Annotated in this window: 16 protein-coding genes; 6 read left to right on the top strand and 10 right to left on the bottom strand. The window is 68.2% G+C overall.

All coding sequences use genetic code 11. The annotated features are described in order from the left end of the window. Nucleotides 1-11: 11 nt before the first annotated feature. Nucleotides 12-1,772, bottom strand: coding sequence for an arginine--tRNA ligase (argS, locus tag AC5JCN_RS08755; protein ID WP_495754651.1), 1,761 nt, complete (start codon nt 1,770-1,772; stop codon nt 12-14). Between the two features lie 64 nt (nt 1,773-1,836). Next, complete coding sequence (locus tag AC5JCN_RS08760) at nt 1,837-3,075, bottom strand: deoxyguanosinetriphosphate triphosphohydrolase (protein WP_495754652.1); 1,239 nt, start codon at nt 3,073-3,075, stop codon at nt 1,837-1,839. 111 nt (nt 3,076-3,186) lie between these two features. Between AC5JCN_RS08760 and erpA the strand changes: the two genes are divergently transcribed. The 3 genes from erpA to AC5JCN_RS08775 all read left to right on the top strand — a co-directional run bounded on the left by erpA (nt 3,187) and on the right by AC5JCN_RS08775 (nt 6,792). Beyond that, on the top strand, nt 3,187-3,528 hold the full coding sequence (gene erpA, locus AC5JCN_RS08765; protein ID WP_495754653.1) for an iron-sulfur cluster insertion protein ErpA: 342 nt from the start codon (nt 3,187-3,189) through the stop codon (nt 3,526-3,528). 241 nt (nt 3,529-3,769) lie between these two features. Continuing rightward, entirely contained in the window at nt 3,770-4,663 is an 894-nt protein-coding gene (locus tag AC5JCN_RS08770) for a sugar kinase (protein ID WP_495754654.1), read from the top strand. Between the two features lie 137 nt (nt 4,664-4,800). Beyond that, complete coding sequence (locus AC5JCN_RS08775; RefSeq protein ID WP_495754655.1) at nt 4,801-6,792, top strand: aq_1923 C-terminal domain; 1,992 nt, start codon at nt 4,801-4,803, stop codon at nt 6,790-6,792. A 21-nt stretch (nt 6,793-6,813) separates the two neighbouring features. Here AC5JCN_RS08775 and AC5JCN_RS08780 read toward each other — a convergent pair whose 3' ends face one another. The 4 genes from AC5JCN_RS08780 to AC5JCN_RS08795 form a co-directional block, all read right to left on the bottom strand. Next, nucleotides 6,814-9,108: an NADP-dependent malic enzyme gene (locus tag AC5JCN_RS08780; RefSeq protein WP_495754656.1), complete on the bottom strand. Its 2,295-nt coding sequence runs from the start codon at nt 9,106-9,108 to the stop codon at nt 6,814-6,816. A gap of 93 nt (nt 9,109-9,201) precedes the next feature. Beyond that, a complete protein-coding gene (locus tag AC5JCN_RS08785; RefSeq protein ID WP_495754657.1) occupies nt 9,202-10,110 on the bottom strand; it encodes a glycosyltransferase family 2 protein in 909 nt (302 codons plus the stop codon). 64 nt (nt 10,111-10,174) lie between these two features. Next, nucleotides 10,175-11,944, bottom strand: coding sequence for an aspartate--tRNA ligase (gene aspS, locus AC5JCN_RS08790; RefSeq protein ID WP_495754658.1), 1,770 nt, complete (start codon nt 11,942-11,944; stop codon nt 10,175-10,177). A 148-nt stretch (nt 11,945-12,092) separates the two neighbouring features. Beyond that, a complete protein-coding gene (locus AC5JCN_RS08795) occupies nt 12,093-12,896 on the bottom strand; it encodes an invasion associated locus B family protein (RefSeq protein ID WP_495754659.1) in 804 nt (267 codons plus the stop codon). A gap of 228 nt (nt 12,897-13,124) precedes the next feature. Between AC5JCN_RS08795 and AC5JCN_RS08800 the strand changes: the two genes are divergently transcribed. Genes AC5JCN_RS08800 through AC5JCN_RS08810 form a run of 3 tightly spaced genes read left to right on the top strand, consistent with a single transcriptional unit; the run spans nt 13,125 to nt 16,969 of the window. Beyond that, entirely contained in the window at nt 13,125-14,939 is a 1,815-nt protein-coding gene (locus AC5JCN_RS08800) for an extracellular solute-binding protein (RefSeq protein ID WP_495754660.1), read from the top strand. 44 nt (nt 14,940-14,983) lie between these two features. After that, a complete protein-coding gene (locus AC5JCN_RS08805; protein ID WP_495754952.1) occupies nt 14,984-16,291 on the top strand; it encodes an AMP-binding protein in 1,308 nt (435 codons plus the stop codon). A 30-nt stretch (nt 16,292-16,321) separates the two neighbouring features. Further along, a complete protein-coding gene (locus AC5JCN_RS08810) occupies nt 16,322-16,969 on the top strand; it encodes a DsbA family oxidoreductase (RefSeq protein ID WP_495754661.1) in 648 nt (215 codons plus the stop codon). Nucleotides 16,970-17,067: 98 nt separating this feature from the next. On the opposite strand, the gene mfd is transcribed toward AC5JCN_RS08810, so the two are convergent. The 4 genes from mfd to AC5JCN_RS08830 all read right to left on the bottom strand — a co-directional run bounded on the left by mfd (nt 17,068) and on the right by AC5JCN_RS08830 (nt 22,701). Further along, nucleotides 17,068-20,610 carry a transcription-repair coupling factor gene (mfd, locus tag AC5JCN_RS08815; RefSeq protein ID WP_495754662.1) on the bottom strand — a complete coding sequence of 1,181 codons (3,543 nt, stop codon included), beginning with the start codon at nt 20,608-20,610 and terminating at the stop codon, nt 17,068-17,070. 55 nt (nt 20,611-20,665) lie between these two features. Continuing rightward, the gene (locus tag AC5JCN_RS08820; protein ID WP_495754663.1) at nt 20,666-20,962 is read right to left on the bottom strand and encodes an FAD assembly factor SdhE; all 297 of its coding nucleotides are present in this window, start codon (nt 20,960-20,962) and stop codon (nt 20,666-20,668) included. A 78-nt stretch (nt 20,963-21,040) separates the two neighbouring features. Next, nucleotides 21,041-21,421 carry an SUF system Fe-S cluster assembly protein gene (locus tag AC5JCN_RS08825; RefSeq protein ID WP_495754664.1) on the bottom strand — a complete coding sequence of 127 codons (381 nt, stop codon included), beginning with the start codon at nt 21,419-21,421 and terminating at the stop codon, nt 21,041-21,043. A 41-nt stretch (nt 21,422-21,462) separates the two neighbouring features. Then, entirely contained in the window at nt 21,463-22,701 is a 1,239-nt protein-coding gene (locus tag AC5JCN_RS08830) for a cysteine desulfurase (protein ID WP_495754665.1), read from the bottom strand. Nucleotides 22,702-22,804 lie beyond the last annotated feature (103 nt).

Here is a 22,804-nt window from a genome sequence, read left to right on the forward strand (position 1 = left end):
CCGCACGCCCCTCAGCGCATTTCGTCCGGCGCGCCGACCCCGAGGATCGACAGTCCCGAGGCGACGACCGTCATGACGGTCTTCACCAGGGCCAGCCTCGCGACGGAGGAGAGTTTATCAGTTTCGATAACAAAGCGTAAATGAGGCGCTTCTTTGCCCCTGTTCCAGAGCGAGTGAAAGTCGCTCGCGAGGTCGTAAAGGTAGAACGCGACACGGTGAGGCTCGTGCGCGGCCGCAGCGGACTGCACGATCCTGGGATACTGGGCGAGCTTCCTGATCAGCGCCATCTCGGCCTCGTCGCGCAGCGGTGCGAGATCGGTGAGCGACAATCCTTCCAGGGAGGGAAGACCCTCGGGGAAGGCGCCGAAAGCCTGCCGGAACACGGAGCAACAGCGGGCGTGGGCGTACTGGACGTAGAAGACGGGGTTGTCCTTCGACTGCTCGATGACCTTGCCGAGGTCGAAGTCGAGCGTCGCGTCGTTCTTCCGGAAGAGCATCATGAAGCGGACGGCGTCACGGCCCACCTCGTCCACGACGTCGCGCAGCGTGACGAACTCGCCCGCCCGCTTCGACATCTTCACCTGCTCGCCATTCCTCAGCAGCCTGACAAGCTGGCAAAGCTTAACGTCAAGCTCGGCCTTGCCCTCTGTCACCGCTTTCACGGCGGCGTTCATGCGCTTGACGTAGCCGCCGTGGTCGGCGCCCCAGATATCGATGAGGACGGTGAAGCCACGCAGGAACTTGGAGGCGTGGTAGGCGATGTCGGCGGCGAAGTAGGTGTAGGAGCCGTCCGACTTCAGCAGCGGCCTGTCGACGTCATCGCCGAACTGCGTCGCCCGGAACAGCGTCTGCTCGCGGTCCTCCCAGTCCTCCGGAGGCTGGCCCTTCGGCGGCTCGAGCCGGCCCTGGTAGACGAAACCGCGCTGCCGGAGGCTCTCGATCGTGGCCGCGATCCTGTCGACCGGGCCTTCCTGGAGCGAGCGTTCGGAGAAAAAGACGTCGTGCCGGATGTCGAGGGCGGCCAGATCCTCCCGGATCCGGTCCATCATCATGTCGATGGCCTTGCGCCGCACCACCGGTAGCCACTGTGCCTCGGGCTGGTCCAGCAGCGCGCGGCCGTGCTCGGCGGCGAGCGCCTCGCCGACCGGCTTCAGGTAGTCACCGGGATAGAGCCCCTCTGGGATCGCCCCGATGTCCTCGCCGAGCGCCTCCCTGTAGCGGAGGAAGGCGGAGCGGGCGAGCACGTCCACCTGCGCCCCGGCGTCGTTGATGTAGTACTCGCGCGCCACGTTCTGCCCGGCATAGGCCAGCAGGGTGGCCAGGGCATCGCCGAACACGGCACCGCGACCGTGCCCGACATGCATCGGCCCCGTCGGATTGGCCGAGACGTACTCGACGTTGACGTTCGCGGGGTGCTCCGGCCGCAGCCGGCCAAATCCGTCCCCGAAGGCGAGAATTGCGAGCACGACGTCGCGGAGCACGTCCTCATGCAGGCGGATGTTGATGAAACCGGGCCCCGCCACCTCGGCGGACACCACGCCCGGCTCGGCCTGCACGGCGCGTGCGATCGTCTCTGCCAGCATGCGCGGGTTCATCCGCGCGTCCTTCGCGAGAACCATCGCGGCATTGGTCGCGAGGTCGCCATGGGCGGCATCGCGCGGCGGCTCCACCACGATCCGGCCCGTGTCGAGCCCTGCCGGCAGGGTGCCGTCGCGGCCGAGTGTGTCGATCACGGCGGCAATGCGCTGCTGGTAGACGTCGAAGATGTTCATGGCGGACCCGGCAAAACAGGGTGGGCGCGGCGGCGAAGCCGCGTCACGCCCGGGCACGGCGCGCCTAACGCAGTTCAGGGGTCTCGTCAAACAGGCGGCGATGTTCCTGGAGTGCGTAGCGGTCGGTCATGCCGGCGATGTAGTCGGCGACGCGACGTGCCAGATGCGCCCTGTCCCGCGGCCGGCCAGGCGTGCGCCACTCCTGCGGCATCGCTGCGGGATCCTCCATGAAGCGGTTGAACAGGTCTCGTACGACCCCGTCGGCATCTCGCCGCACCCGCATCACCGCGGCGTGGCGGTACATGTTGGCGAAGAGGAAGGCTTTGATGTCCTTGTCGGCCTGCGCCAGTTCCGCTGTGAAGACCAGCACCGGCTCCGGAGCGAGGCGCACCGCGTCGGCGGACATGGCTCCGAGGGCGGACAGCCGCCGGCCGCCCTCCCCGATCACGTCCTCGACGAAGCGCGTGATGACCCGCCGCCCGAGTTCATGGATGGCGCGCGAGGCCTGCAGCCCCGGCCACTGCGCCCCGATCTCGTCGAGCAGCCCGGCGAGGAACGGGACGGCGCGCAGGTCCTCCAGCTGGAACAGCCCGGCACGCAATCCATCGTCGATGTCATGCGCGTCGTAGGCGATGTCGTCGGCGATGGCGGCGGCCTGCGCCTCGGCGGAGGCATGGCTCCACAGCTTCAGGTCATGCCGGGCGTCATAGTCTAGGATGGCGCCGGGAACACCCCGTTCCGCGTAGCGCGCGAGCGGCTTGCCGTCCCGGTCGACCAGCGGCCCGTTGTGCTTCACGAGCCCTTCCAGCGTCTCCCAGGTCAGATTGAGCCCGTCGAAAGCCGCATAGCGGTGCTCGAGCCTGGTCACGATGCGCAGCGCCTGGGCGTTGTGGTCGAAACCGCCGAAGTCGCGCATGCTATCGTCCAGCGCCTCTTCGCCGGTATGCCCGAAAGGCGTGTGGCCGAGATCGTGAGAGAGCGCCAGCGCCTCCGCCAGATCCTCGTCGAGACCCAAGGCGCGGGCGAGCGCGCGGGCGATCTGGGCCACCTCGATGGTATGTGTGAGGCGGGTGCGAAAGTGATCGCCTTCGTGAAACACGAAGACCTGGGTCTTGTGCTTCAGGCGACGGAAGGCGGTGGCGTGGACGATGCGGTCGCGGTCGCGCTGGAACTCGCTGCGTGTGGGGGAACTCGCCTCCGGCACAAGCCGCCCGCGCGACTCGGAGGGATCGGCGGCATAGGCCGCGCGCCACCGGTCGAAGGGTCTGGGCGGCACCGCCGGTCCCGTCCGCGTCTCGGCCACCGGTCCCCTCCGGTTGAAGTCAAAGCTCTCCGGACATACGTTCAGGGCGACACGGGTGGCAAGGCCGCAACGCGGCCCGCCCGCAGGACCGGTCGCCCCTCCGGAGGCTCCATGGACGCCACGCTCGCAGAACCACTCGCCGTCACCGAACGCGCTGCACGGCGCATCGCCACGCTGATGGCTAAAGAGCCGCAGGGATCGATGCTTCGCGTCAGCGTCAATGGCGGTGGCTGTTCCGGGTTCCAGTACGAGTTCGGCTTCGACACGCGGCGTCAGCCCGACGACATCGCAATCGAGAGGGATGGGACGACGGTCCTGGTCGATCCGGTCTCCATCCCGTTCCTCCAGGGCTCGACGCTCGACTTCGTGGACGACCTGATGGGCCAGTCCTTTCGCGTCACGAACCCCAATGCCACGGCTTCGTGCGGGTGTGGGACGAGCTTCTCGATCTGACACGGCCGTTCAGGCCCGTTTGAGGACCGTGTGCGGCGGGGCCGTGATGCCCGCGCCGTCCACCGGGTCCGTTCCGAAATTCCTCTCCTACGTGGTCCATCCCATGGGCTTGACGCCGCGCGTCGGGTAAAATGATTCATCGGCCGGGTTCACGGCCGGGCGGCACGTGCGGGGTACGTGCCGGACGCCTGCGGACATCCGATCGCAGATTGCCCTGACGCCCGAGAGCGGAACGATTGTGATGGACGCCCTTTTTATCGGCCAGACCTATATCGACGTCACCTTCGTCGCAGACAGCATGCCGACGGGCGACGAGAAAACCGTGGCGCGCGATTATGCCGTCTCCTTCGGCGGCAATGCCGTCACGGCAGCCTTCTGCTGCGCCAAGCTGGGGATCGTCCCGGACCTGCTGACCTCGCTGGCCGACGACTGGCTGGGGCGCATGTTCCTCGACATGGCGTCGAAGTACCGCATCCCCGTGCATGGCCGGAAGGTGCGCGAGAGCTCGCTGTCCTTCGTGCTGCCGAACAACGGCAAGCGCGCCATCATCCGCTGCCGCGACGACGACTATCTCCACCCGTTCCCCACGCTCAACCTCAAGGGCTGCCGCGCCCTGCATCTCGACGGACATCAGGCCGACGCGGCCCTGCACTACGCGCGGCAATGCCGGGAGGCCGGTGTCCTCACCTCGCTCGACGGTGGCGGTATCCGCGAAAACACACACGAACTGCTGAACTTCATCGACGTCGCCATTTGCGCGGAGCGACTTGCCGAGCAGCTGTCCGTGAACCCCGGCGAACTCCTCGACCTGCTGAAGTCCAAGGGCGTTCGCATCGGCGGCGTCACGATGGGCGAGCGTGGCATGCTCTGGTACGACGAGAGCGGCGCGGTCCGCCACCAGCCGCCGCTGCGCGTCCCTCCCTCCGCCATCGTCGACACGAGCGGCGCCGGCGATGTCTTCCATGGCTCCTACGTGTACTCGGCCATGGCCCGCCAGGGCCTGTCCTGGGCCGAGCACTTCGCCTTCGCGCGCGCCGCCTCCACCTTCAAGATCCAGCACCTCGGAAACGAAAGCGGCCTGCCGGGCCAAGCCGACATCGAGGCCATCCTGAGGTCCTACGCCGAGGCGGCCTGACCGCCCGCGCGCAGGGTGTGCGGCCGCACCGCCGCACCCGCGACACGTTCTTTACGGATCCTGCCTTATGAAAATCAGCGCATGATGTTGCATGCGCGGCGTGGCTCAGGCCGGCGTCGCAGCTGACGGAGAGCAGGATGACTATCAGGAAGCGATTCGCCGTGCTGGCCGGCGGCGTGTCACTCGCGATCCTCGCGGGACAGGCGGCAGTCGAGATCCGGGCCCGCGGCGAGATCGAGGCAGCGGCTGCCGCGGTGGAGGCCGGCGGTGCCCGCGTCACGCGCGGCACGGTCGCCGTGGACGCCCTGTCCGGACGCATCACGCTGTCGGGTTTCGCGGTTGACGACCGGTCGGGAGCCAGGGTCGAGGTCGGCCGCGTCACGCTGCCGGGTGTCTGGTCCCTCGTCACTCCGGCATACGCCGCGGGCGATGTGACGCTCGAGGACGTCACCGTCGAGTTCGGAAACCAGACCTACCAGGTGAAGTCGCTGACCGTCTCGGGCACGTCCAGCAGCCGCGAGGAGATCGCGGCGCTCTTCGACAAGTCGGCTCCGGCATCCCTCTCGGACCGGCTGCGCAGGCTCTCGGCGGCGAGCATCACCTCTCCCGAGATGGTGATGCGCCAGAAGCAGGGCGACGTGACCTCCTCCGTCCTGTACCGCGACGTGCGGATCGAGGACGTGAAGGACGGCGTCGCGGCGCGGTTCTCCACCTCCAACGGAGCCTTTGCCAGCCAGGGCGGCGAGGACAATTTGGCGGCCACCTTCGGCAAGGTTTCGGCCAGCGCCATCGACATGGTGCAGATCGCCCGGATCTACGGCGAGGCGGCAGGAGCTGCTCCCGAAGAGCTGAAGACCATCTACTCCGACTTTGCGATCGAGGGGATCACCGGGCGGGCCGGCAAGGGCAGCACCTTCGGCATCGGCCGCCTCGCCGGCAAGGACGTCAAGGCGCGGCCATCGAAGCAGCCCTGGACGGCGATGGTGAAGGAGTGGGCGGGCAAGCACGATATCGACAAGCTGCCGCCGCAGGAGCGCGCCCGCTTCGTGAATTCCATCGCGGACATGTTCGATTCCTTCTCCATCGGTCTGATGGAGGCGACCGACATCACGGGCGAGGACACGACTGACGCCAAGTCCGCAAAGGTGAAGGTGGCGCGCATCGCCTTCGAGGGTACCGGGGGCGGGAAGCCAGCCGCATTCCGCGTCGAGGGCGTCGACGTGCAGGCCAAGGACGGCAAGGTCCGCATCGGCGAAATCGCCCATACCGGCTGGTCCTACGAACCGACTCTGAAGGCCCTGCGGGACACGCTGGGCAATCCCTCCATGGAAACGTCGGAGCTGCAGAACTCGGCCCGCCGCTTCATGCCGAAGCTGGGCACCCTCACATTCCGCGGCGTCGATCTCGACGTGCCCGACGAAAAGGCACGTGCCGCAAACCCCGCCGCGCCCAACATCAAGTTCGGCGTCAAGCAGTTCGAGATCGCGACGGGCGAGGAGTTCGAGGGGGTTCCGACCGCCGTGAGCCTGAAGGTCGACAACCTCGCCATGACGGTTCCGCCCGACAGCAAGGAGGACGGCCTCAAGGACCTCGTCGCCATGGGCTACTCGGCCATCGACGTGTCAGCCGTGCTCGACGGGCGCTGGAACAAGGACACCAGCGACTTCGTCATCTCCAGCCTGGGCGCGCAGGGCGTCAACATGGGCTCGGTGAACGTCAAGGGCACCTTCGGCAACGTCTCCAGCGAGGTGTTCTCCGAGGACCAGGCTGCCGCGCAGGTGGCACTCCTCGGCGCGACGGTGAAGGGCCTGAGCATCGCCCTGGAGAACAAGGGGCTGTTCGAGAAGCTCATCGAGCGCGAGGCGAAGAAGCAGGGCAAGAGCGCCGGCCAGATGCGCAAGGAACTGGGCGCAGCCGCCCAGATCGGGATCCCGATGTTCCTCGGCGGCGGCGCGCAGGCCAAGCAGGTCGCCGCTGCGGTGGCCAAGTTTTTGCTGAAGCCCAACCGACTGACCGTCGACGCAAAGGCGAAGTCCGTCGAGGGTCTCGGCGTGGCAGACTTCATGGCGGCCCAGAACGACCCTCAGGCCCTCCTGGAAGCCGTGGATCTCTCCGCCAGAGCGGAGTGATTACGGCGGTACCGGAAGGGGTCAGGCACCCCTCTCCGCCCGGACCTGGGCCTCGACGACCGCCAGCGCCGTCATGTTGACGACGCCGCGCGCCGTCACCGACGGTGTCAGGATATGCGCCGGCAGGGCCGGGCCGATCAGGATCGGTCCGATCGGCAGCGCGTCCGCGAGGACGCGGATGAACTGGTAGGCCGCGTTGGCCGCGTCGAGGTTCGGGAGGATCATCAGGTTCGCCTCCCCCTTCAGGGTGGAGTGCGGCAGCTTGCGGTCGCGCACCAGCTGCGACAGGGCCGTGTCACCCTGCATCTCCCCGTCGCATTCGAGCTCGGGCGCCCTGGCCCGGATCATCGCCAGTGCCTCGCGCATCTTGCAGGCGGAGGGCGTGTCCGCCTCGCCGAAGTCGGAATGGCTGACGAGGGCGATCTTCGGCACGATCCCGAAGCGCTCGACGTGGGCGGCACAGCGGATCGCCGTGTCGGCGATCTCCTCGGCGGTGGGGTTCTGGCGGATGTGCGTGTCGGCCAGGAAGTAGTTGCCCTTCGTGGTGATCAGCAGCGACATCGACGAGAAGTCGCGCACTCCCTCGGCCGTGCCGATAATGTCCCGGATCAGCCGCAGCTTGGATTGGAAGCGTCCCTCCAGCCCGCAGATCATCGCATCGGCGTCGCCGCGCACCACGGCAACGGCGGCGATGACGGTGGTCGAGGTCCGCACGAGCGCGCGGGCGGCGTCCGGAGTGATGCCGCGCCGGCCTGATCGCTCGACGAAGGTGGCCACGTAGTCGCGGTAGCGGGGATCGTCCTCGGGATTGACGATGGCCAGGTCGAGCCCCGGCCGGATCGTCAGGCCGTAGCGCTCGCAACGCGATTCGATGACCGCCGGGCGGCCGACGAGGATCGGCGTGGCGATCCCCTCCTCCAGTGCCACCTGCGCCGCGCGAAGCACGCGCTCGTCCTCCCCGTCGGCATAGATGACGCGCTTGGGCGCGGCCTTCGCCTGGGTGAAGAGCGGCTTCATGATGAAGCCGGAGCGGAAGACGAAGCGCGAGAGCTGCTCGGTATAGGCGTCGAAGTCGGTGATGGGCCGTCGCGCCACCCCGGCCGCCATCGCCGCCTTCGCGACGGCGGGGGCGATACGGAGGATCAGCCGGGGATCGAAGGGGCTCGGGATCAGCGAGTCCGCCCCAAACGTCTTCATCTCCCCGCCATAGGCGCGTGCCGCCACGTCGGACGGCGCCTCGCGCGCGAGGTGGGCGATGGCCTCGACGGCGGCGTGCTTCATCGATTCGTCGATGGTGGTCGCCGCCACGTCCAGCGCTCCCCGGAAGATGTAGGGGAAGCACAGGACGTTGTTGACCTGGTTGGGATAGTCCGACCGCCCGGTGCAGATCATGGCGTCCGGTCGCACCGCCCTCGCCTCCTCCGGCATGATCTCCGGGTTGGGATTGGCGAGCGCGAGGATCAGCGGCTTGTCCCCCAAGCGCGCCACCATCGAGGGCTTGAGCACACCCCCTGCGGACAGCCCCAGGAACACGTCGGCCCCGCCTATGACGTCGTCGAGCGTGCGCGCTGTCGTGTCCTGCGCGAAGGCGGCCTTCCAGCGGTCCATCAGAGCCGTGCGGCCGACATGGACGACACCCTCGATGTCGGTGATGAAGATGTTCTCCCGTCTCGCCCCGAGCGACACCAGCAGGTTGAGACAGGCGAGAGCAGCCGCCCCGGCTCCCGACGCGACGATCTTCACGTCCGCGATGTTCTTTCCGGCGATCTCAAGCGCGTTGGTGACGGCGGCGCCGACGATGATCGCCGTGCCATGCTGGTCGTCGTGGAAGACCGGAATGGCCATGCGCGCGCGCAGCTGCGCCTCGACCTCGAAGCACTCGGGCGCCTTGATGTCCTCGAGGTTGATGCCGCCGAATGTCGGCTCCAGGGCCGCCACCACGTCGACGAGGCGGCTGACCTCCTTCTCCGCGACCTCGATGTCGAAGACGTCGATTCCGGCGAACTTCTTGAAGAGAACCGCCTTGCCCTCCATCACCGGCTTTGCGGCAAGCGGACCGATGTCGCCCAGGCCGAGCACGGCCGTGCCGTTTGTGACGACGGCGACGAGGTTCTGGCGTGACGTGTACTCGGCCGCCATGTCGGGATCGGCGGCGATGGCTTCGCAGGGCGCGGCCACGCCCGGCGAGTAGGCGAGCGCGAGGTCGCGCTGGTTGCCGAGCGGCTTCGTCGCCTGGATCTCGAGTTTCCCCGGCTTGGGGGAGCGGTGATAGACGAGCGCACCGGAGCGCAGGTCGTCGGACATGCCAGCCGCCATGGATCCTCCTCGCGCCCATCGGCGCATCCCGTGTCTAGGCCGCGGGAGGGGGAGCGTAAAGCTGGTGCAAGACGGAGCTGCGATGCAGGGGGCTCACCGCGCCCTGCCCTTCTCGTCGAAGGCATCGAGCCCGCGCAGGAAGGCGAGCGCGCCGGCCACGGTGCCGCCGTGCCGTTCGAACCATTTGCGCCGCCCCAGCACGAAGCCGAGGAACGCCCGCGGCAGATGCGCGAGGACGAGCCCCCACGCGGCGTTGCGCAGTCCATACTTCCGGGCGACGTAGCAGCGCGACCAGGCGAGGTGCCAGCGCGCCCGCAGAACCCGCCCGGGCCGGGCGGCGGTGGAGCGGCCCCGCCCATGCCGGGCAACCGCCGCATGGACATGGACGAGTGCGAGCCCTGCGTCCGCCACCCTCCGGCAGAGATCGTCGTCCTCGTAGAACAGGAAGATCCTCTCGTCGAAGCCGCCCATGGCGAGAAACTGCTCGCGCCTAACCACGAGTGCCGCGCCGGACAGGAAGGGCGCGCAGCAGTCGCCCTCCGGCACGCAGGGGCGATTCTTCTCGTTGCGGAGGTAGGGCGCGAGCAGGGACCGGCGCTGGAAGAAGAAGCGCCCGCCCGGCTCGATGAGGCGGGGGGCGAGGAGACCTGCATCGGGGTAGAACCGCGCAGCCTCGACCAGCGCAGCAGCGGCCCCCTCCTCCAGCACGAGATCGGGATTGACCAAAAGGCAGAGTTCGGAGGACGCGGCGCGGATACCCGCGTTCATGGCCCGGCCAAAGCCCTCGTTGGCCCGCATCGCCACCACCGTCGCTCCCGCCTCGCGGGCGATCGCGGCGGAGCGGTCCGCGCTGGCGTTGTCGACGACGATCGCAGGCACGCCCTCGCGCTTCAGAGCGGCGAGGCATTCCGGCAGGGCATCGGCACTGTCGTAGGACACGATGACGGCGGTGAGGACCGCCGCGGTATCTGGTGAGTCGAGGGGCGGGGCAGGGTCCGGCACGGCGTCAGCTTTAGGGGCTGGACGGGAGGCGGCGCAACCTCCGCGTGCCGCCCTGCTCCTGCCCTCACTTCTCCTGCACGTTCAGCCGCAGGTGCAGCTCGCGCAGCTGCTTCGGCGTCGCCTCCGAGGGCGCTCCCATCAGCAGGTCCAGCGCCTGCTGGTTCATCGGGAACAGGGCGACCTCGCGCAGGTTCTGCGCGCCGCAGAGCAGCATGACGATGCGGTCGATGCCGGCCGCCATGCCGCCATGGGGCGGGGCGCCATACTGGAAGGCGCGGTACATGCCGCCGAAGCGCTCGATCACCGTCTCCTCGCCATAGCCGGCGATCTCGAAGGCCTTGACCATCGCCTTGGGGCGATGGTTGCGGATGCCGCCGGACGCAAGCTCGTAGCCGTTGCAGGCGATGTCGTACTGGAACGCCTTGATGGCGAGCGGGTCCTGCGTCTGCAGGGCCTCCAGCCCGCCCTGCGGCATGGAGAACGGGTTGTGCGAAAAATCGACCTTCTTCTCGTCCTCGTTCCATTCGAACATCGGGAAGTCGACGATCCACGCGAGCTCGAAGCGGTTCTCGTCGACGAGGTTCAGGTCGGTACCGATCTTGGTGCGCGCGGAGCCCGCGAACTTCACGAACTTGTCCGGGTCGCCCGCGACGAAGAAAGCCGCATCGCCATCCTTGAGGCCGAGCTGGGCACGGATAGCCTCGGTCCGCTCCGGGCCGATATTGTTGGCGACCGGCCCCGCACCGGCACCGTCGCGCCACATGATGTAGCCCAGCCCCGGCTGGCCCTCGCCCTGCGCCCAGCTGTTCATGCGGTCGCAGAAGGCCCGCGAGCCGCCACCCGGGCCAGGGATGGCCCAGACCTGGTTCTTCGCGTCCTCGAGCATGCGCGCGAAGACCTTGAAGTTCGATCCGCGGAAGTGGTCCGAGACGTCCTGCATGACGAGCGGGTTGCGCAGGTCCGGCTTGTCCGACCCGTACTTGCGCATGGCTTCCGCATACGGGATGCGCGGCCAGTTCTTCGTCACCGGCCGACCGCCGCCGAACTCCTCGAAGATGCCTGAGATCACCGGCTCCATCGCAGCGAAAACATCGTCCTGCGTGACGAAGCTCATCTCCAGGTCGAGCTGGTAGAACTCGCCCGGCAGTCGGTCGGCGCGAGGATCCTCGTCGCGGAAGCAGGGGGCGATCTGGAAGTAGCGGTCGAACCCCGCCATCATCAGAAGCTGCTTGTACTGCTGCGGCGCCTGCGGCAGGGCGTAGAACTTGCCGGCGTGGAGGCGCGAGGGGACGAGGAAGTCGCGCGCGCCTTCGGGCGAGGAGGCGGTCAGGATCGGCGTCTGGAACTCGTTGAAGCCCGACTGCTTCATGCGCGTGCGCAGGCTGTCGACGACCGAGACGCGGGTCATAATGTTGCGGTGCAGGCTCTCGCGGCGAAGGTCGAGGAAGCGGTAGCGGAGCCTGGTCTCCTCCGGATAGGGCTGGTCTCCGAACACCTGGAGCGGCAGCTCCGCCGATGCGCCGAGAACCTCGATCTCGGTGACGAACACCTCCACAGCACCCGTCGGGAGATCAGCGTTCTCAGTGCCTTCCGGCCGCTTGCGCACCTTGCCGTCGAACCGCACCACCCATTCGGCCCGCAACTTCTCGGCATCGCCGAACGCCGGAGAGTCGGGATCCACGACGCATTGCGTCATGCCGTAGTGGTCGCGCAGGTCGATGAAGAGCACGCCACCGTGGTCGCGGATGCGGTGACACCAGCCGGACAGGCGGACCTGCTGGCCGACATCGCTCTCGCGCAGATCGCCGCAGCGGTGGGAACGGTAGCGGTGCATGGCATTGGTCCTTCGAGGCGGCTCGTCGCGGCGCGGAGAACGCATGCGCGCGTTGCCCTTGTCAAGGCAAGCGGCCCGGCCGGCACCTGCAACGAAAACGCCCGGGCGCTGGCCCGGGCGTCGTTCAGGACCGGCGTATGGTGCCGGATTACTGCTTCGGCGGTGTCGCCGGAGCGGCCGCGCCGGGCGCGGGGGCTGCGGGAGCGGCGCCGCCTGCGGCCCCGCCCTGCGTCTCCAGCTTCTTGCGCATTTCCTCGGCCTGCTTCTGCATCTGCTCCTGCAGCTGCTTCTGCTGGGCCTCCAGCACCTTCGGGTCGATGGGCGGGCCATCGAACGCCTTGGCGAAGCCGGCGAGCGGCGCCTGGAATGTGATCTCCCGTGCGAACTGGTTCTGCACGGTCACGTTCATCGTCGTGCCCTTCTTGATCTGCCCGAACGCCGCGTCGTTCACCTGCGCCTCGGCGAAGCACGCGTTCATGCAGATCTGGAAGCGGCCGGAGTCGGCCTTGCCGGTGTCGACCGAGAAGCGGACGCCCGGCTGGATCAGGAAGCCTTCCGGCAGCATCAGGCGCATGACCCGGTTGGAGTCGCCCTTCACCTCGTAGACCGCAATGGCGAGGACGGGCTGGCCCTGGTCGGTGACGAAGTCGCGCGTGGTGAAGCACAGCTCCTTGCCCGAGGGATCCTTGTTGCAGACCTTGACCCAGTCCGCCTGGGAAGGCTCGGGCTTCAGCGCCAGATTGGTGGGGCCTGCAGGCTGCGCCTGCGCACCCGGCTGGCCGGGAGCTCCGGGCTGCGCGGGGGCAGCGGGAGCCTGAGCAGGCTGCGCGGGCTTGGCGGGAGCGGGCTTGGCGGGCGTCTGCTGGGCGAGCGCCGGGCCTGCGGCCACCGCAACGACGGCAGCAGCCAGCATGATGCGGCGCACGCCTGTGGACGTCACGTCAAAAGACATTCGATCTTCCCTCTACGGTCTCGGGAGGCTCCGGCATCGGCCAGCACGGCCTGGACCCGGACACGGGCCCGCTGCATCGGGGCCCAATACGGCGAGACGATGACACGCGGCTTGCTCATACAGGTTCGCTGGTCACGTTTCCAGCAACAAGTGTTGCGATGCAGGCACCGCGGGCGATAGTTCCGCTGCGCGCGCGGGCGGCCGCGCGCCCGAATCGGGACCTCCTGCGTGCTGAAAAGGCTGGCCTTCCTGCTCTCCCTCCTCGCCCTCGCGCCGGCCCAGGCCGTGCTGGGCGGAGGCGGCGCGCGTGCCCAGGCTCCCGGCATCGCCATGCACGGCGAGCCCGCCCTCCCCGCGGGCTTCCAGCACTACCCCTATGTGAACCCGGAAGCCTCGAAGGGCGGCCGAATCGTCTTCGGCATGCTCGGCACCTTCGACACGCTCAACCCTTACTCGGTGATCGGCATCGCCGCCGAGGGCGTCGGGCCGATCAATGGCGGCCTCGTGTGGCAGAGCCTGATGGCCCGGTCCGCCGACGAGCCCTTCAGCCTTTACGGGCAGATCGCTTCCTCGATCGAGACACCCGACGACCGCAGCTCCGTCACCTTCCGCCTCGATCCCGCCGCCCGCTTCTCGGACGGCAAGCCTGTGACGGCGGAGGACGTGCTGTTCTCCTGGGATCTGCTGAAGCGGAAGGGCAAGCCCAACCTGCGCAGCTGGTACGGCATGGCAAAGTCGGCGGAGGCGCCGGACCCCTACACGGTCCGATTCGATCTGACGGGCGCGAACAACCGCGAGCTTCCGCTGATCCTGGCTCTGATGCCGGTCCTGCCCAGGCACGCCACGGACGAAGGGCGCTTCGAGGAGACCAATTTGGCTCCGCCGATCGGGTCGGGTCCCTACGTCATCGAGACCGTCCGGCCGGGAGAGAGCATCACCTTCCGGCGCAACCCCGGCTACTGGGGCAAGGACCTGCCGACCTCACGCGGCCGCTACAATGCCGACGAGATCCGTTACGATTATTACCTCGACGCCAACACGCTGTTCGAGGCCTTCAAGGGCGGGCTTGTCGATGTCCGCATCGAGGACAGCCCGACGCGATGGACCACCGGCTACGACTTTCCCGCGTTCCGCGACGGCACGGTGGTGAAGGATCCCCTGCCGGTCCGCACGCCGAAGGGCATGAACGCCTTCGTCTTCAATACGCGCCGGCCGGTGTTCGAGGACGCCCGCGTGCGCGAGGCCCTGGGCTATCTCTTCGACTTCGAGTGGGTGAACCGGACGCTGTTCAACGGCGTCTATGCCCGCACGACGAGCTTCTTCGAGGGATCCGACCTGTCCTCGAGCGGCCGCCCGGCCTCGGAAGGCGAACGAGCGATCCTGGCCGCCTTCCCCGATGCGGTAAGGCCCGAAATCCTCGACGGCACATGGCATCCCGCCGGCGGAGACGGCAGCGGCCGGGACAGGGACCTCGCGCGCAAGGCGCTCGACCTCCTCGCCCAGGCCGGCTGGACACTGCAGGACGGCGTACTCCGGAACGCGAAGGGCGAGGCGTTCCAGTTTGAGTTCCTGGCCTCCACGCGGCTGCAGGAGCGCCTGGCCATCAATTTCTCCCGCGCCCTGGCGCGCATCGGCGTCAACATGACGGTGCGCTACGTCTACAATGTCGAGTACTGGCGGAGATTGTCGAACTTCGACTTCGACATGATCCAGTTCACCTGGGGATCGTCGCCCTCACCCGGAAACGAGCAGTACAATCGCTGGTCCAGCAAGGCCGCGGATCGCGCGGGCTCGCTGAATTACGCGGGTGCCCGCAATCCCGCGGTGGATGCCGCCGTCGACGCGATGGTCGCAGCGCGCCGCCGCGAGGATTTCGTCGACGCTGTGCGGGCCCTCGACAGGATTCTTCTCTCCCAGTTCTATGTGATTCCGCTGTATAACCAGCCGGACCAGTGGATCGCGCATACTGCGGCGGTGCGTCGACCTGAATCCACGCCTCTTTTCGGGTTTCAGGCTGATGCGCTCTGGCGCGAATCACGGTGAGCGGCAACATCACCGCAGACGCTGCGCAGGATTGTGTGTTGGACGTGAGCGACGCGCTGGCCCATGACCCGGTTTCGGCGCTGACCGCGCCGTGGTCAGGCGTGTCTCTCGTCGACCTTTTCGCCTCCTCCTGCCACCTCAACGCCCATGCCACCGCTTTCGGCGAGGCGCCTTTCTCCGCCATCGCACCCGCGCGCCGGCTGACCTACCTGCAGGCCAACGAGGCCGCCGATCGCCTGGCCATCGCGCTGGGCGGCCTGGCTCTGCAGCCGGGCGCGACGGTCGCCATCTGCCTCGGTGCCACGATCGAGGCGCCCCTCGCACTCATCGGCACGCTGCGGGCCGGCTTCGTGCCCTGCCTGCTGCCGCCCACGCTGAGCCGTTCGGAGGCCGCGCATGTCCTCCGCTCCATTGCCGTCGACGCGGTGATCGCGGCGGGAGCGGTGGGGCCCATGCGCCCGGCCGAGGTGATGCGCGCGGCGGCCGTCGAGAACGGCCCGCGCTACATCCTGGGCTTCGGCGCAAGGCTGCCGGCCGGCGTCGTGCCACTCGACGAGACTCTGATGGACGCGCCCGAGGCGCGCGTTGTCCGGGCAGAACCGCTCGACCCCGGCAGGCCGCTCGGCCTCGTGACGCTGGAGCGCACGCGCGGCTCGTTGGCGCTCTACCGGCACGACCAGGAATCGCTGGTTGCCGCGGCCCTTGGTCTCGTGCTCCGCGCCGGCGTGGGTGCGGGAGACCGCGTGCTCTCCACTCTGTCGCCCATGTCCCTCGCCGGCATCGTGACGGGGCTCGTGCCGGTCCTGCTGACGGGTGGCGCGCTGTTCGGGCTGGGCCTGTTCGAGTCTGCCACGCTGATGCGCATGCTGGGCGAAGACGCGGCGGGAGCTCACCTCGTCGTGCCCAGCGTGCTGGAAACGCCGTTGCGCGAGGCCGGCATACTCGGCGGCACTACGGTCGCGTCCACCGTCATCGTGCACCGCCCACCCGCCCGCTTCGACCGCGCCGCCGCCGCAGGGCTGCTCCAGAGCCCGATCGTCGACGTCCTTGCGCTCGGCGAGCGTGGGAGCCTGGCCGCGCGCCGGGGGCAGGACGGACGACCCACCGTGGCGCTCGGAGAGATCCGCATCCCCGACGACGACGGGCCGCTCGTCATCTCCGCCCGTGCCGGGGAGGACGGGATCGTCTCGGTCGCTGGGGCAGCGGTCTCCACCCGGATCCACGAGACCTTTCCAGACCGCGAGACCGACTGGCTCGCCACCGAGGTCGAGGTCGCGACGGACGGTGAAGGCCAGATCGTGCTGGCGACGCCCACCTCTGGCCTCGGCGCGGGTGCAGCGCGTATCGTGTGACGGCCGGTTCGGTCCACGAGGAGAAGTGCCATGTCCGCAGGACCCTTCGCCATCGACGTCGTCTCCGACGTGGTCTGCCCCTGGTGCTATCTCGGCAAGAGGCGGCTGGAGCAGGCCCTCGCGGCGAGGCCCGACCTGAAGGCCCTCGTCAGATGGCGGCCCTTCCAGCTGGACGCGACGATTCCGCCGGGCGGCATGGACAGGCAGGAGTACATGACCCGCAAGTTCGGCTCGTCCACGCGGCTGGCCGACGCCCACGCACGGCTCGAGGCGTTCGGCCGGGCCGAGGGCATCGATTTCGCCTTCGATGCCATCGAGCGCTCGCCCAACACGCTCGACGCCCACCGCCTCATCCGCCACGCCACCGGGCAGGGCCGGGGCGACGAGATGGTGGAGGCGCTGTTCTCGGCCTATTTCGAGAAGGGCCAGGACATCGGCGACCACGCCGTGCTGACGGAGCTGGCTGAAGCGGCCGGCCTGGATGGGGGCACCAGCGCCTGGCTGGAGACCGGCGAGGACGCCCAGGCCGTGCGCGAGGAGATCCGGATGGCCCAGGAACTCGGCGTCCAGGGCGTCCCGTTCTTCATCGTCGTGGGCAAGTACGCCGTCTCGGGCGCGCAGTCGGCCGAAGTGCTCGGCCAGGTGATCGACAAGGCGCTGGCAGGCGGCGAGGCCTAGAACCACGCCCTGTTGTCGTCCCGGCCGAAGCGCAGCGGAGAGCCGGGATCCAGGAACTCCCTCGGTCGCTGGCCTGGACCCCGCGCCCCAGAGCAGCGTCAGGCGGCCTTCTTCGTCCCGGCGATGCTGGCCAGCTGCCGCAGGATCTGGTTCGTTCCCTTCAGGCGCTGCTCGGCGGTCTCGAAATCGCGGATGAAGACGATCCGCATGTCCGGCCGCACCTTGGCGAGCGAGCCTTGCTCGCCGACATAGCGCACCAGTCCTTCCGGATTGGCGAAGGCATTGTCGCGGAAGGACACGATCAGCCCCTTGGGCCCGGCATCCACCTTGTCGACATTGGCGCGCCGGCACAGCGCCTTGATGGCGACGATGTCGAGAAGCTGGCGCACCTCGTCCGGCAGGGGGCCGAACCGGTCGATGAGCTCCGCCCCGAACCCCTCGATTTCGTCGTCCTCCTGAAGCTGCGAGAGCCGCTTGTAGAGCCCCAGCCGCAAGTGCAGGTCGGCCACGTAGTCCTCGGGGATCATCACCGGCGTTCCGATGGTGATGGAGGGTGACCACTGCTCGACGACGTCGTCATCGGCAATGCCGGCCTTGAGCTGGGTGACCGCCTCTTCCAGCATCTGCTGGTAGAGTTCGTAGCCCACCTCCTTGATGTGGCCGGACTGCTCGTCGCCGAGAAGATTGCCGGCGCCGCGAATGTCGAGGTCGTGGCTCGCGAGCTGGAAGCCCGCCCCAAGCGTGTCCAGCGACTGCAGCACCTTCAGGCGGCGTTCCGCCTGCGGCGTGATGGTGCGGTTGGCGGGCAGCGTGAAGAGCGCATAGGCGCGAGTCTTTGACCGTCCGACGCGGCCGCGCAGCTGGTAGAGCTGGCCGAGGCCGAACATGTCGGCGCGATGCACGATCAGCGTGTTGGCGCGCGGGATGTCGAGGCCGGACTCGACGATGGCCGTGGAGAGCAGGATGTCGTAGCGGCCCTCGTAGAAGGCCGTCATCACGTCCTCCAGCTCGCCTGCCGCCATCTGGCCGTGCGCCACGGCCACCTTGGCCTCCGGCACCTCGGCAGCGAGGAAGGCACGCGCCTCCGCAATGTCCTCGATGCGCGGGCAGACGTAGAAGCTCTGGCCGCCCCGATAGCGCTCGCGCAGCAGCGCCTCGCGAACGATGAGTGGATCGAACGGCGTCACAAAGGTGCGCACGGCCAGCCGGTCCACCGGCGGCGTGGCGATGATCGAGAGTTCGCGAACACCCGTGAGGGCGAGCTGCAGCGTGCGCGGGATCGGCGTCGCCGACAGCGTGAGAACATGGATCTCGGCGCGCAGCTCCTTCAGGCGCTCCTTGTGGCCGACGCCGAAATGCTGCTCCTCGTCGACGACGAGCAGGCCCAGGTCCCTGAAGGCGATGCTCTTGCCCAGCAAAGCGTGCGTCCCGACGACGATGTCGATCGTTCCGTCGGCAAGCCCCGCCTTCACGGTCTTCTGCTCGGCAGCGGGCACGAAGCGCGACAGCTGGGCGACCTTGACGGGCAGGCCGTGGAAGCGGTCGGCAAAGGTCTTGAAATGCTGGCGGGCGAGAAGGGTCGTCGGCACGACGACAGCCACCTGCCGTCCCGCGAGCGCCGCCGCGAAGGCGGCCCGCAGCGCCACCTCGGTCTTGCCGAAGCCGACGTCGCCGCAGATCAGGCGGTCCATCGGCCGGCCGGTGGCGAGGTCGTCCAGCGTCGCGTCGATGGCGTTCTGCTGGTCGTCCGTCTCGTCATAGGGGAAGCGGGCGCAGAACTCGTCGTAGAGCCCCGCCTGCGGCACGAGGCGCGGCGCCTCGTGCAGGGCGCGCGCGGCGGCGATCTTGATCAGCGCATGCGCCATCTCGCGGATGCGCTGCTTCAGCTTGGCCTTCCGGGCCTGCCACGCGCCGCCGCCCAGCCGGTCGAGCGCGACCTCCGTGTCCTCCGAGCCGTAGCGGGAGAGGAGCTCGATGTTTTCGACCGGCAGGAAGAGCTTGTCGCCCCCCGCGTAATGGATCTCGAGGCAATCGTGCGGGGCCCCGGCCGCATCGATCGTCTTCAGCCCGACGAAGCGGCCGATGCCGTGGTCGACATGGACGACGAGGTCGCCCTGGGAGAGGCTGCCGACCTCGGCGATGATGTCCTGCGCCCGGCGCGACTTGCGGGCCCGCCTGATGAGCCGGTCGCCGAGAATGTCCTGCTCGCCGATGACGGCGAGGTCCGGCGTCTCAAAGCCCGTCTCCAGTCCCCAGATGGCGAGAGTGGCGACGTTGCGAGGGTGCGCCGTGGCATGCGCCAGCGTGTTGACCGGCAGCGCCCCGGACAGTCCGTGGTCGGCCAGCACGTGCGAGAGCCTCTCGCGGGAGCCTTCCGACCACGCGGCGACGATGACGCGCTTGCCCGCCCCTTGCAGCGCCTTCACATGGGCGACGGCCGCGTCGAACACGTTGCCGCCGCTCTCCCCTTCCTGCTCGCGCTCCGCAGCAAAGATCCGGCCCTGCCGGCCGCCGACGTCGATATCGTTGGGCGTTTCGGGCCGGGCGAAAGGCGTCAGCCGCACGACGGTGGACGTCGCCAACCGCTCGGACCATTCGGTGGGAGCAAGGTAGAGCTGGTCGGGCGGCAGCGGCTTGTAGGGCGCGCCCTGCCCCGCCGCAGGCTTGTCGAGGCCGGACTTGCGGGCGTCGTAATAGTCCTTCACCTGCGCCAGCCGCTCGCCGACGGCATCCTCGGCCAGCGGATCGAGGAGCACGGGGGCTCCGCCGCAATAGTCGAACAGCGTGTCGAGCCCGTCCTGGAACAAGGGCAGCCAGTGTTCGAGCCCGGGATGGCGCCGGCCCTCGCTCACCGCCTCGTACAGCGTGTCATCGCGTCCCGGCGTGCCGAAGCGGGCGATGTAGGCCTGCCGGAAGCGGCGGATCGTCTCGGTGGTGAGCTGCACCTCCGACATCGGGACAAGGTCCAGCGCGCGAAGCTGTCCGATAGTCCGCTGCGTCTCGGGATCGAAGCTGCGGATCGATTCGAGCGTGTCGCCGAAGAAGTCCAGCCGCACCGGCGAGGGAACCCCGGGCGCGAAGAGGTCGACGATGCCGCCGCGTACCGCGTATTCGCCGGTCTCGCGCACCGTCGACGTGCGCTGGAAACCGTTCGTCTCCAGCCAGGCGGCGAGCTCCTGCACGTCCACCATGTTGCCTGGCGCAGCCGAGAAGGACTCGCCGGCCACCCGCTTCAGGCGCGGCACGCGCTGGACGATGGCGTTGACGGTGGTGGTGAGAATGCGCGGCCGGTCTTCGCCCGAGCGTGAGCGTGCGAGACGCGACAGCACCGTCATGCGCCGCGCGGCGACAGCGGGATTGGGCGACACCCGGTCGTAGGGCTGGCAGTCCCAGGCGGGGAAGGACAGCACCTCGACGTCCGGAGCGGCGAACGCGAGACCGTTCTCGAGGAGCGCTTGCCGCTGTCCATCGCGGGCCACGTAGACGAGAACGGCCGGGCGTTCCGGACCCTTGGCGGCCAGCACGCGCGCGAGGTCGGCGGCGACGAGCGAATCGACGCCGTCCGGGGCAGAGGAGACGGTCAGGCCGTCGCCGGCGAGGATGCGCTCGGCGGCGCGCTGAAGGGGGGATGTCTTGGCCATGTCGCTTCGGTTGGGTCCGCCCCGGCGGTCCGGGGCGGCATCGGGTCATCCGTCCTCAGACGTGGATCGGACCCTGGTGGGTATGGAACGCCTTGACGCTGCGGTACAGGGGCGTGTCGTAGTTTTCCGGTACCTGTGCCGCGTCGGTGAGCCACGCGAAGAGGTCACGGTCGGGTACCTCGATCAGCGCCTCGAACACGTCGAGTTCCGCTTCGCCGAGGCGATCGATATGGGCATCCGCGAACTGGCCCATCAGCAGGTCCATTTCGCGCGTGCCGCGATGCCAGGCACGGAACAGGATGCGCCTGCGGCGCGGGTCGAGGTCGGCGCTGGAACGAGCGCTGCCGGTCATGTCGATCTCCGATGGCCTTGCGGACACGGTGATATAAGGCCCGGGCAGGCGCCTGTCAGCGCCGCGAAAGGCGAAGGGTCACCACATGTCGAGCGCGACGCGCGCCTCGTCCGACATGCGGCTCTGATCCCATGGCGGGTCGAAGACCATGTTGACCTTCACCGACTGGATGCCCGGGACGGCCGCCACGGCATTCTCGACCCAGCCTGGCATTTCTCCGGCGACCGGACACCCCGGCGCCGTCAGCGTCATGTCGATGGCGACGTTGCGCTCGTCATCGAGGTCGACGCGGTAGACGAGGCCGAGTTCGTAGATGTCGGCCGGGATCTCGGGGTCATAGACCGACTTCAGCGCTGCCACGATGGCATCCGTCAGCCGGTCGATTTCCTCCGGCGGCAGCACCGAGGGAATGTCGATGTCGGGCCGGTTCGGCTCGATCGTGTCGCTGGACTGGGTCATGGCATGGCTTCCGGGGGCGATGCGTGGCGGGCCGAGGCCCGTCACCCGAAGAGAGCTTCGGCCTTCTGCAACGCCGAAACAAGGCTGTCGACCTCATCCAGCGAATTGTAGACGGCGAAAGAGGCGCGGCAGGTGGACGTTACGCCATATTTGGCTAGCAGTGGCTGCGCGCAATGCGTACCAGCCCTCACCGCCACGCCGGAGCGGTCGATGACCGTGGCGACGTCGTGCGCGTGCGCCCCCTTCATCTCGAAGGCGACGATGGCGCCCTTGTCGCGCGCCCGGCCGAAGATGCGCAGCGAGTTCATCGCCCCCAGTCGCTCCATGGCGTAGTCCCGCAGCGTGTTCTCATGGGCGAGGATGGCTTCGCGGCCGACCGAGTTGATCCAGTCGATGGCGGCGCCGAGTCCGATCGCCTGCACCAGCGGCGGTGTGCCGGCCTCAAAGCGATGCGGCGGCGTGCCGTAAGTGACGTCGTCGAGTGTCACGTCACGGATCATCTCGCCGCCGCCATTGAAAGGCGGCATCACTTCCAGCCATTTGCGCTTGCCGTAGAGCACGCCGATGCCTGTCGGGCCGTACACCTTGTGCCCAGTGAAGACGTAGAAGTCGGCGTCGAGGTCGCGCACGTCCACCGGCAGGTGCACGGCCCCCTGGCTGCCGTCCACCATGACAGGGATCCCGCGCGAATGGGCGATCCGGATGATCTCCTTGAGCGGCGTGATCGTGCCCAGCACGTTCGACATGTGCGTGATGGCGACGATCTTGGTGTTCTCGTTGAGGAGCTTCTCGAACTCCTCGATCAGGAACTCTCCGTCCTCGGTCACCGGCGCCCAGCGGATGACCGCGCCCTTGCGCTCACGATGGAAGTGCCACGGCACGATGTTGGAGTGGTGCTCCATGATCGAGATGACGATCTCGTCGCCTTCGCGGATCGCCATCTCGCCGAAGCTCGACGCTACAAGATTGATCGCCTCGGTCGCGGAGCGGGTGAAGATGATCTCGTCCACGCTCTCGGCGTTGAGGAAGCCTCTCACCTTTTCGCGCGCATCCTCGAACGCCTCGGTCGCAGCGTTCGCGAGGTAGTGCAAGCCGCGGTGAACATTGGCGTATTCATGCTCGTAGGCATAAACCATCCGGTCGATCACCTGCCGGGGCTTCTGCGCCGATGCGGCATTGTCGAGATAGACGAGCTTCTTGCCGTAGACCTCCTTGGCAAGGATCGGGAATTCGGCCCGGATTGCCTCGAGGTCAAAGGGACGCGTAGGGGAAGCGGACATGTCTTGCCTTTCGGGCCCGCAGGCCATTCCCGCTGCAGCCTTCACCTGTCGTCCCCCCGCCACCTGAGGTGCAGGCCCGGAGGGGAACCCAGGCATCATTATT

This window comes from Alsobacter sp. (assembly GCF_059501845.1).